This window comes from Streptomyces sp. HUAS TT7 (assembly GCF_051550175.1).
Lineage (GTDB): Bacteria > Actinomycetota > Actinomycetes > Streptomycetales > Streptomycetaceae > Streptomyces.
The window spans coordinates 1,905,571-1,916,020 of the sequence record NZ_CP196175.1; the positions used below are offsets into that span (position 1 = coordinate 1,905,571).

7 protein-coding genes are annotated in these 10,450 nt (G+C 69.5%); 1 reads left to right on the forward strand and 6 read right to left on the reverse strand.

Annotation, left to right across the window (positions count from 1 at the left end; translation table 11 throughout):
• Positions 1–676: 676 nt before the first annotated feature.
• Together istB and ACSHXC_RS08495 are read right to left on the reverse strand one after the other, a co-directional pair.
• The gene (istB, locus tag ACSHXC_RS08490) at positions 677–1,408 is read right to left on the reverse strand and encodes an IS21-like element helper ATPase IstB (RefSeq protein ID WP_438290983.1); all 732 of its coding nucleotides are present in this window, start codon (positions 1,406–1,408) and stop codon (positions 677–679) included.
• A gap of 123 nt (positions 1,409–1,531) precedes the next feature.
• Positions 1,532–2,116, reverse strand: a complete 585-nt coding sequence (locus ACSHXC_RS08495) for a Mu transposase domain-containing protein (protein ID WP_438290984.1) — start codon at positions 2,114–2,116, stop codon at positions 1,532–1,534.
• Positions 2,117–2,574: 458 nt separating this feature from the next.
• On the opposite strand from ACSHXC_RS08495, the gene ACSHXC_RS08500 reads away from it, so the two are divergent.
• The gene (locus tag ACSHXC_RS08500) at positions 2,575–3,474 is read left to right on the forward strand and encodes an SGNH/GDSL hydrolase family protein (RefSeq protein WP_438290985.1); all 900 of its coding nucleotides are present in this window, start codon (positions 2,575–2,577) and stop codon (positions 3,472–3,474) included.
• A gap of 82 nt (positions 3,475–3,556) precedes the next feature.
• On the opposite strand, the gene ACSHXC_RS08505 is transcribed toward ACSHXC_RS08500, so the two are convergent.
• The 4 genes from ACSHXC_RS08505 to ACSHXC_RS08520 form a co-directional block, all read right to left on the reverse strand.
• Positions 3,557–4,753 carry a glycosyltransferase gene (locus ACSHXC_RS08505; protein ID WP_438290986.1) on the reverse strand — a complete coding sequence of 399 codons (1,197 nt, stop codon included), beginning with the start codon at positions 4,751–4,753 and terminating at the stop codon, positions 3,557–3,559.
• Complete coding sequence (locus tag ACSHXC_RS08510; RefSeq protein ID WP_438290987.1) at positions 4,750–5,589, reverse strand: alpha/beta fold hydrolase; 840 nt, start codon at positions 5,587–5,589, stop codon at positions 4,750–4,752. The genes ACSHXC_RS08505 and ACSHXC_RS08510 overlap by 4 nt, the downstream gene beginning before the upstream one ends.
• Position 5,590: 1 nt before the next feature.
• Positions 5,591–5,926, reverse strand: coding sequence for an acyl carrier protein (locus tag ACSHXC_RS08515; protein WP_438290988.1), 336 nt, complete (start codon positions 5,924–5,926; stop codon positions 5,591–5,593).
• A gap of 61 nt (positions 5,927–5,987) precedes the next feature.
• Positions 5,988–10,448, reverse strand: coding sequence for a beta-ketoacyl synthase N-terminal-like domain-containing protein (locus ACSHXC_RS08520; protein WP_438290989.1), 4,461 nt, complete (start codon positions 10,446–10,448; stop codon positions 5,988–5,990).
• Positions 10,449–10,450: the final 2 nt, after the last annotated feature.

Sequence of the window (10,450 nt, forward strand, 5' to 3'; positions counted from 1 at the left end):
TCAGGCTGGCGGCGGGCATTGAGGCTCCCCTATGGCTTCAAACGGCACTTGCGATCTTTGGCGGTGGTGTAGTCGGCTCGCTCGTCTCGACCTTTCTGACTGCTGGCCGGGAAGGTCGGGCCGCTCGCGCGAAGGTTCGAGAGCGACTCTCCGCAGCCGAGGACTTGCGTTGGACGGATTCGGACTACAAGGAGTTCCGGCGCGCAGTGTCTGAGCTCGAATCGGCTGCATTGATAGCCAGAGTCGATCCTGGGCTCATTGAGCGGTATGTGTATATCGCCACCGTCGCGCACTACACCGAGTTGCAGGAAAGGCAGCGGAATCCGGGGTACCCGCCTCGGACACTTCCCTTGGGGTTGTCGAACACCATCGAGTACACCCTCCAACGGATCATCCGCGAGCTCTGGGTGCCTTGGTACCGACGGAGGCCCGGCTGGTCTAAGTGGACGATCGATAGTATGACCAGGCAAGCACTCGCGCGACATCCGGGTTGGACATGGAACGCGCCGTCCACGAGTCCGGAGAGATTAGTTCAGGAGCCAGGTGTGCTGGCGTGGATCGTGGCGCGTACACCACCTTTGGCACGCCGGATGAGGGCGAGGATGTCGGCGGTGGCTGAACCGTGACCCACTTTGGCCGGGTCAAAAGTAACCCAGGTGTCTTCTGTTGCGTGTGTTCAGTCGTTGTCTTGGGGGTCGGTCGGGATGCGCCCGAGTTCGCGTCCCCGCATGCGATAGGAGTCGCCCTTGAACGAGTGGACTTCGGCGTGGTGGACGAGGCGGTCGATCATGGCGGCGGCCACGGTCTCGTCGCCGAAGACCTCTCCCCAGCGTCCGAAGGGCTTGTTGCTGGTGACGATCACGGACGCGCGTTCGTATCTGTTCGAGACCAGCTGGAAGAACAGGTTCGCTGCCTCGGCCTCGAAGGGGAGGTAGCCGACCTCATCCACCACAATCAGCGGGTAGCGGCCGAGCCGAGTGAGCTCGTCGGCGAGGCGTCCGGCCTGGTGGGCGGCGGCGAGCCGGTCGACCCACTCGGAGGCGGTGGCGAACGCGACGCGGTGCCCGGCCTGGCAGGCGCGGACTGCGAGCCCGATCGCGAGGTGTGTCTTCCCGGTGCCCGGCGAGCCCAGGAAAACGGCGTTCCCCTTCCCTGCGATGAAGTCCAACGTGCCCAGATGCGCGAGCTGTTGGCGCGTTATCCCGCGCAGATGGGTGACGTCGAGTTCCTCGATCGTCTTGATCGCGGGGAACCTTGCGGCGCGTACTCGTGCCTCGCCGCCGTGCGATTCGCGGGCGGAGACCTCGCGCTGGAGGACCGCGACGAGGTATTCGGCATGGGTCCAGGACTCCTTGCGGGCGCGTTCAGCGAGCCGTTCAGCGGCGTCCAGCAGGGCCGGGGCCTTCATCGCGCGAGCGAGGAAGGCCAGGTCAGAGGAGGTCTGCTGACCCCGTGCGGCGGCTCCCCGTCGTGGCGGTGACCTTCTCCTCGGGCGGCTCGTCGTCGCCGGTGGCTATCGGAGTGCGGGGCATCAGCCGGCCTCTCTCTGGTCGTCGGCGCCGCCGTCGATGACGGTGAACAGGCGGTCATAGGAGCCGAGCTTGCGTTGCTCGACCTCGACCAGCGGCCCCGAACCGGCCGCGGCGGCCCGGCGGCTGCCCTGCTGACGGTGTACTTCGCGGCGCATCACGTTGCCGGTGGCGGCGTGATCGGGGTCGGTGATGGTCTGGTGACGGGCCCAACGCCTGGGGTGCTCGGCGACGATCTCCCCGCCCGCGGCCAGTACGAGCACCTGGTCGTTGTCGCAGAGCACGGTCACCGTCCTGCCGATCGCCGCGGGATCGACGGAGTAGTCGCAGGTGTCGACGTGGACGTAGTGGTCACGGCCGAGCCGGATGGAGAACCGCCACCAGGACGGCGGGTCGACCGGCGGCAGCGCGATCGTCCCGGCCCGGTCGGCCTCCCACCGCTCGGTCGGATGAGCCATCAGGGTGCGGTGCTGGCGTCGGTTGGCGACCTTCAGCCACTCGCCCAGTTGCAGGTTGAAGTCGTTGGGGCCGGAGAAGTGCCGGCCGGGCAGGAAGCTGGTCTCCAGGTAGCCATCGGCCCTTTCCACCAGCCCTTTCGTTTCTGGATCTTGGGGGCGACAGAGATAGATCTTGGTGGAGAGCAGGCCCGCGAACGCCGCGAACTAGCCCGTCACCTTGCCGCGGCCGACCAAGGACCCAGACGCCCGCAGCGCAGCATGAAAGTCCCCGAACGGACGCCGGAACGTCCGGGTTGAGCCGGGTCCACACCGTACACAGCGAAGGCCGATATCCGCGCAGGGGGGCCAGCCCTCCCACCCCAAGTCTCGTTGCAGCGAGCGAGCGCCCGCCACCACGGCAGATTCAGCGAACTGAGCGACGCCCCCACTCACCGTCGCAATAATCCGGAAGCCAGAACAATCAAGAATGCCACGAAAGAACAACTCGTATGGCATTCCGTCATATCTCCTGTGCACGCTGTCCTCCAGCCGAATGCAATGTCGGCACACTCATCCGGAAATGACAACTCCGCCTGGAGGACAGAGACATGTTTCTGTGCAGAATCTCCCCACCGACTCGGAGATGGACGGTCGTCACCATTGCCGCCGCTCAACTCGCTCTGCTGGGAGGCGTGGCGGTGCCCGCCGCCCACGCGGAGGGCACCTCGGCCTTCCACGGCTCCTACGTCGCGCTCGGCGACTCCTTCTCTGCCGGCCCGGGTCTGCCGGGCGGCCTCCTGGAATCGGGGCTGTGCGCCCGTGCCCGCACCAACTTTCCGTCGCTCGTGGCGAAACAGCTGGCTCCGTCGTCGTTCAAAGACGTCTCGTGCACCTGGGCCGAGACCAAGGACATGGCCACGTCCCAACTCCCCTTCGTGGCGCCCCAACTCGACGCGCTCACCCCCGACACCGGTCTGGTGACCCTCACGATCGGAGGTAATGATCTCGGATTCGCGGGAATCATCGTGGACTGCTCACTGCGCGGCGTATTCGATCAACAAGGCGCTCCCTGCCGACACGAATACACCGCGGGTGGCTCCGACGCGCTGGTCAGGAGGATCACCGAGATCCGACCCAAACTCAGAGGCGTCCTCCAGGCCATCCGCGAGCGCGCGAAGAACGCACGCGTCCTGATGGTCGGCTATCCGGCACTCCTGCCCGACACAAAGGCCAAATGCAAGGTGGGCACTCCCATCGCCGCCGGTGACGTCCCCTACCTGGACGGCATTGAACGCCGGACGAACCAGATGTTCGCGCAAGAAGCGTCAGCCGCCGGCGTCGACTTCGTGGACACGTACTCCTCCAGCGTTGGCCACGACTTCTGCCAGACGCCGCAAACCCGTTGGGCCCAGGGTGTCCTCGACTTCCTCGAAGCCGCCCCGGTCCACCCGAACTCGGCCGGCATGCGGAACATGGCCGACCGCGTCCTGGACCGCGTCAAGGGTTGATACCAACAGTACGGCCGCCGAGCACGTCTCACGCGCTCGGCGGCCGTCGCAAGCGCCGTCTCCACATTCGGAAGCCGCATCCTCAAAAAATGGCCGGGCTACCGGCCGCGAGCCGTTCCAGCCGCGCGGCCGCCGCGGCGGCGCCACCGGCCCTGCGGAAGGCCTCCTGGACCCGCCGGGCTCCCGCGGTGAAGTCGTCACCCCCAAGGACCGCGTCCAGTGCCGCGCCGACCTGGCCCGTCGTTGCCCGGCCGAAGCGCACGCGAACGCCCGCCCCGGCATTCACCACTTGGCCCGCCACCACCGGCTGGTCGTCCCGGATGGGGGCGACGACGAGAGGCACGCCGTGCAGCAGCGCCTCGCAGACCGTGTTGTGGCCGGCGTGGCAGATCACCACCCCCATGTACGGGAGCAGTTCCAGTTGAGGCACGGCAGGGACGTCGAGCAGATCGGGGTCCAGCCGGCTCGGCGAATCAGTGGCGTGTACCGGCCGGGCACGTGGGTCGACGAGCACGGCCTGTACGCGGTCGGTGCGCTGCTTCACCGCGTCGCGGCACACCCCCAGGAAACGATCGCCCGCGCCGGGATTCGCCGTTCCCAGGCTGACCAGCACCGTTGTTCGGCCGGGGTCCAGCCAGGGCCAGGGGAACCACGGCTGCCCCGGCCTCGTCAACGGCACGGCCGGGCCGATGAGTTCCACCGGCCCCGGCCCGCTTCCGATGGGACCCGCCAGTTCCTCCGTCGTACAGACCAGGGTGAGATACGGGGAGAAGCGGAGGTCCCCGGCGCCGGTCGAGGCTCCCGTACGCAGTGTCAGACTCGTCAGTGCGTCGCGGATCCATTCCTGGACGCGCGGCATCCCGTCCAGGGCTCCGGTGAACTCGGCTGACGTCGTCGCCAGCGTCGCCCACACCAGACCGCCGCGTTCGGCCGCCACGGCCCCGCCGACCGCCTGCTGGTCGACGACCAGCACGTCGGGACGGAATGACGTCACGGCGTCGTCGACCACGGGGACCGTCGCCTCGGCGAGCGGCAGCAGAAACGCCTCCCACAGGAACTTCAGGGCGGCCACTCCCCGGATCTCCTGGGGGCGCAGCAACGACGAGGACGGGCAGCGGGCGGCGAACACCTGGGCGTCCTGGCCCACCAACCGTCCGATCAGAGCCGATTCGCCGACCCACGCGACCGTGTGGCCTTGGGCCGCCAGCCGTTCGGCCACGGCCGCCGCAGGATTGATGTGTCCGGTCAACGGCGGCACCACGAACAGAAACCGGCTCATCGTGCGCCGCCCCGGTCTCCATGCCCTTCGTCCCCGGCGAGGGAGCCACGGTGGGCGTTCTCCCGCAGCCACGGCAGGAGGTATCGAAGCACCGTGGCCGGCGCCTCCACCAGCAGCGAGTGTCCCTGGTCCGGCACGATCACGCTGCGGCACTCCCTGAGGGTCTCCGCCACTTGGCGCTGCCCTTTGGCCAGGTCCGACTCCGAGCCGTACAAGGCAAGGACCGGGCAGTGCAGTGCTCGTAGGTCCGACGCGGTGAGCACGCGGCTCAGCGGTATCTCCTCAGCGAGGGCGGTGTCCTCGAAAAAGGTCCGCGCCGTCCGGGCCAGCCGGGCGGCCTGCGCGCCGTAGCGGTGGGCGATGCCTTGCAAGGTGGCGTCACGTTCGATCTCTGCCCTCGCGTACCGCAGGAAGCGGTCCATCCTGAACGCCCAGCCCGGGGTGGGCGGTTCGGATTCGATCAGCGCGAGGCTGGCCACCCGATGGGGGAAGTGGTGGGCGAAGTCGAACAGCACCGCACCGCCGAAGGAGTTGCCCACCAGGTGCACCGGGCCGGTCAGGCCCTGGTCGTCGAGAACGGCCCGTAGATCGTCGGCGAACTCGTCGAGGCGGTATCCGCGATCCGGGCGGGAGCTGCGTCCGTGGCCCCGCTGGTCGTACAGCAGGACGTCGAACCCCGCTGTGCGCAAGGCCGGTGCGAGGAGTAGGTAGTAGCTGGCCAGGCTGTCCACCAGCAGGCCGTGGACCAGCACGACGGTTCCGGCGGGCGCCACCGTGGCGGCCGCGGCGAGCCGCTGCACGTGCAGAGTGACGCACCCGGTTTCCAGGAAAGGCATGTCAGTGTCCTGCCGTTACGTCGGTGCGGCTGACGATGTAGGTCACCAACTGGCCCGCGGTCAGGCCGAGTATCGTGTCGAGGTCCATGGCTGCGATGAACTCGGCGAAATTGACCTCGCTCCCCCAGCGCTCCTGGAGAGCTGCCGCCAGGGCGACCAGATCGATGCTCTCCACCTCAAGGTCCTCGAAGAAGCGCGTGTCCAGGGCTATGCCGAGGCCCTCCGGACCGTCTTCTTGCAGGATGTCGGCCATCATCACGGCGAGTTCGCCGAGGACCACCTCCATGTCGTTGTTCTTCCGTGCACCGCTGGTCGGTTCTCGCCCGCTGCCGTCCATCTGTTGCGCTCTCCTTCTGTGTCGGATTGTTTGTGGGGGCGCCTCGCCCCTGTTCGTGGGATCAGCGGTCGTTGTCGACCAGGCCGGTCGTCCACGCCACGACGTGGGTGCGCGCGGGAAGGTCCGACGGGGTGTCGAGCGTGGTGAACCGGACGTGGTGCAGCCGGTCCGGGCCGGAGCCCGGTGCGGTGAGCAGGAGCGCGTCCCTGCGCGCGTGCACCACCGGGAAGGCTGCGGGTCGTCCTTGCAGGCCGGTCCCCTCGGCTTTCGCCACGGCTTCCTTCGCCGCCCAGAAGCGCGTGAACCACAGGTCCTCGGTGTCCCCGTCGGTACAGCAGGCCGCCAGCAACTTCCGCTCCGCCTCGCCCAGCGCCACGGTCTTCATGTGCTCGGACCGGATGCCGACCGTCTCGATGTCGATCCCCGCACCGCTTTGTGACGCGGAGCCCTCGGAAGCCGGCCTTACCAGGGCCACGGCGGCGCCGTCGGTGTGTGCCAGCGAGACGTCGAGGGCGGGCAGGGTACGGCCGTGTACGCCGCGCACGTACGGTCGCCCCGACGGCTCGTTTCCGACCTCGACCTCGGCGGGAAAGACGGGGCCCTCCCCACGGGCCCAGAGCCATTGCCGGACGGCGTCCTTGGCCGCGACGCGCCCCAGTAGCCACGCGCGACGTCCACGCACGGGCTGCCGTTCGTAGCGGATGCGCTCCGCCGCTCCGAGATGTCCGCGCATCACCAACTCCCGTGACGCGGGGCCCGGCCATCGTTCGTGCAGCACCACCCAGTCCCCCGGCATGACCTGGGACAGCGTGTGCCGTTCCGGGAACCGGGTGGCCGGGGTCATGTCCCGGTGGCTGTCGAACCGCCGGTCCTGCCAGCCCGAGATCTCCGCCCAGACCTGTCCCCCCACCGTGAGCTGCACATCCGCCTCCAGTGTCGACGGGGTGAGGGAGGTGATGCGGGCCGCGCACTCGACGCGGGTGCCGGGCGGCGGCTGGGGACCGTAGAAGCGCAGTTCCCGGATCCCGACCGGGAAGACGACGGTGCGGTCGGCATGCCTGCTCATGATCCAGCAGCCGAGCAGCTGGCCGACGTTGTCGAGGAGCGAGCCCGGCGCCGTCCGGGCCGTGATCTCGCCGCGTACGTGGGTGTCGTCGACCGATATGAGCCTGGTGATGCCCTGGAACGCGGGCCCGTGGAACATCCAGCGCTGCCGGTACAGGTCGGCGGCGACGATGCCCGGCGGCTGCCCGGTGGGCCGGTCGGCCGCCCACGGAGGTGGCAACTGCAGGTAATTGTGGGCGAGTTGGACCACTCCTCGCGCATACGGGCCGAAAGTGACCGCCAACCGGCCAGGCCCCGTGCACTGCGCTGTGATCGGGACGTCGACGGGGGTCGCCGCGGCGGCCCACTGCTCGAAGCGCAGGTCGTGCAGGGCCGTGACCCGACGCCCGGGAGAGGCACGCCGGGCGGCGTCCGCCATGTGCTCGATGATTGTCGTGGCCGGGACGACGGGCCAGCGGTCGGACTGGTCCGGCCAGTCGGCACGCTGGCGGAAGAAGCAGTGGTCCAGGAGATAGGGCATCCGCTCGGTGGAGACGGGCAGCACGCTCTTGAACGGGGCTTCCTCAACTGGAGTGGCGGCTCGTGCGGCTGCCGCACGCACGGCGACCGCCGCTTGCTCCGTCTCCCCCAGCAGGGCCTCCAGTTCCCGGTCCGCCCGCGTCCCCGAGGGGGTACCGCCCATCGGCCGGGAAGAAGGACCGAGCGCCGCCTGGGCATGGGGCCGCAGCTCCGTCAAGGCCGCGGAGGGAAGCCGTATCAGCGGGGTGGCCAGGTCCAACGGCGTGCGCCCCGTGGTGTCGCCTCCGCCCGCCCGACCGCCGGAAGCGAGCAGACTGCCCGCGTCCGGTTCCGCCCCGTCCACCCACAGGGCCGCTGCGACCCGTCTGAGCTGTGCGAGGCCCGGCCGGTGCGCGGAGTTGGCGGCGAGGGCGAGGTGATCGAGCCCGTCGAGCGTGTCGCCCACGAGCGAGGCGAGCCGCCCGGGGCCCATCTGGATGAACGCGCGGGCCCCCGCATCGTGCAGTGCGCGGATCATCGGACGGAAGCGTACGGGTTCGACGAGGTGCCGGAGGAACAGGGCCCGGATCTCATCCGCGCGGCGCGGGTAGGGCGCGACCGTGGTCGCCGACCACAACGGCACGGAGGGCGGGCGCAGTTCGAAGCGTGCCAGCGATTGCCTCACGGACGTCAAGTAGGGGGCGAGCATCGGTGTGTGGAACCCCGACTGGAACGGCAGGATCTGCGCCACGATCCCCGTGGTACGGGTTGTCCGCACCAGTGCCTCGATCGCCTGCCGCTCCCCACAGACGACCGTCTGGTGGGGAGCGTTGTCGTGCGAGAGCACCATGCCGTGATCCCCACCGGCCTGCTGCAGCATCCGCGTGACGGTATCGACATCCGCGCCCAGGGCGGCGAACACGACCCCCGGGACCCGCAGATACTCGGCCTCGAATCCATGCAGGAAATCGTCCACGGCGGATTCCTCGAAGCAGCCCGCTGCGATCATCGCCGTCCACTCTCCGACGCTGTGCCCGGCGAGAGCGTCCGGCGTGATCCGCATCCGGCGCAGGACCGAGTCGAGCGTGCGTCCCACGGCCACCACCTCAAGACTGTGCCGGCCGATGTCTCCCACCGCAGCCGACCGCCTCGCACTCCCACGATCAAGGTCAGGCAGGCCAAGACCAAAGTGGTCCGCGACGTCCTGGATACGCGGCGCGAAGTGGCCCTCCAGACCGGGAAAGAGGAAGGCCACCTTTCCGCCTCTCGTGCCGAGCAGTGGTGCGGGGGTGAACCAGATGTCGTTGCGGCCCCGCCACGGCCTGCCCAGGGAGACGGCTCGCCGGGCCACTTCCAGACGCTGCGGGGTGGGCCCTGCCACGGCGATGCGGAAGGCTGCGGCGGGCTCCGTCGTGCGCTCTTCGCCGAGGTCGTGCACCTTCGGGTCGGTGGCATCGAGGGTCGCGGCGAGCCCTTCGAGGGTGGGGTTGGCGAGCCTCAGAACCCGTTCGGGCTCCCGGATCTCAGTCGCCGTCGTTAGGCGTGCCGACGGCGCGCGCGGGGCGGCTTCCGGCTCCGGTGCCTGTTCCAGCACGACATGGGCGTTGATGCCGCCGAACCCGAAGGCGTTGACCGCGGCCCGGCGCGGGGTCGCACCCTCGGCCGGCCACGGTTCGGCGGCGCCGATGGTGCGGAACCGGGTGGCTTCCACAGCGGGATGGGGATCCTCGCAGTGCAGGGTCGGCGGCAGCACTCCGTGGTGGACGGCGAGTGCGGCCTTCACCAGACCTGCCATGCCCGCGGTCGGCATGGTGTGCCCGATCATCGACTTCACGGAGCCCAGGACCGGCCGCGCTCCCGCGTGGGCGGGCCCGAACACCTCGGCCAAGGTAGCGAGTTCGGCCGAGTCTCCTGCCGGGGTGGCTGTACCGTGCGCCTCAAGGAGCCCGACCGAATGAGCCTTGGAAGGGTCGAGCCCGGCAGCTCGCCAGGCGGCGCGTACGGCTCTGGCCTGCCCCTGGGAGTCGGGGCTCGCCAGTGCGGCCGCTCGTCCGTCGCTGGCGATGCCCACCCCGCGGATCACCGCGTAGACGCGGTCGCCTTCCCGCACCGCGTCGGCCAGCCGCTTGAGGACCACCACGGCGGTGCCCTCGCCGATGAGGATGCCGTCGGCCGACCGGTGGAAGGGACGGATGCGGTGGGTCGCCGACAGCGCGCCCAGGCGGTCGAACACGCTCCACAGCGTGACGTCGTGGCAGTGGTGCACGCCCCCGGCGAGCATGACATCGCAGCGTCCGGTGGCCAGGTCGTCCACTGCATGCCGCAGCGCGACGAGTGAGGACGCGCAGGCGGCGTCCACCGTGTAGGCAGGACCGCGGAGGTCGAGACGGTTGGCGACGCGGGAGGCGGCGAGGTTGGGCACAAGACCGATCGCGGCCTCGGGCCGGTCTGGTTCCAGTCGGCCTTCCAACTTGTGTCGCAGTAAGGCGAGTTGCATGGTATCGAGCTGCGGCAGCAGTTCTCGTACGGTCAGCACGACCTGCCCCACGGTACGCACGCGCTGGTCTAGGCGGGCAAGGCCCGGGGTGAGGTAGCCGCCCCTGCCGAGGACCACACCGACCCGGTTCCGGTCGGGCAGGCGTTCCGCACCGCCCGCGTCCGCGATCGCGTCGGCAGCGACCTGCAGGGCGATCAGCTGGTCGGGTTCGGTTCCCGCCACCGAGCTGGGCATGATCCCGAAGCGGGCCGTGTCCACGGTGGCCAGGCCGTCGACGAACCCGCCACGCCGGACACCCGCGGGACCGGGCGGGCGCCCGCCGGACGCGCCCCAGCGCCGCTCGGGCATGTCGGTGATCGCGTCCACTCCGTGTATCAGGTTGCGCCAGTAGGCAGCCAGATCGGGGGCACCGGGAAGCAGCACCGCCATGCCGATCACCGCCGTCGCAGGGCTCGTCGCCATCG

Excerpts from the sequence above, each read along its gene's own strand:
- istB (WP_438290983.1), bottom strand. The coding sequence starts at position 1,408 with ATGAAGGCCCCGGCCCTGCTGGACGCCGCTGAACGGCTCGCTGAACGC.
- ACSHXC_RS08510 (WP_438290987.1), bottom strand. The coding sequence starts at position 5,589 with ATGCCTTTCCTGGAAACCGGGTGCGTCACTCTGCACGTGCAGCGGCTC.
- ACSHXC_RS08500 (WP_438290985.1), top strand. The coding sequence starts at position 2,575 with ATGTTTCTGTGCAGAATCTCCCCACCGACTCGGAGATGGACGGTCGTC.
- ACSHXC_RS08505 (WP_438290986.1), bottom strand. The coding sequence starts at position 4,753 with ATGAGCCGGTTTCTGTTCGTGGTGCCGCCGTTGACCGGACACATCAAT.
- ACSHXC_RS08520 (WP_438290989.1), bottom strand. The coding sequence starts at position 10,448 with ATGGCGACGAGCCCTGCGACGGCGGTGATCGGCATGGCGGTGCTGCTT.
- ACSHXC_RS08515 (WP_438290988.1), bottom strand. The coding sequence starts at position 5,926 with ATGGACGGCAGCGGGCGAGAACCGACCAGCGGTGCACGGAAGAACAAC.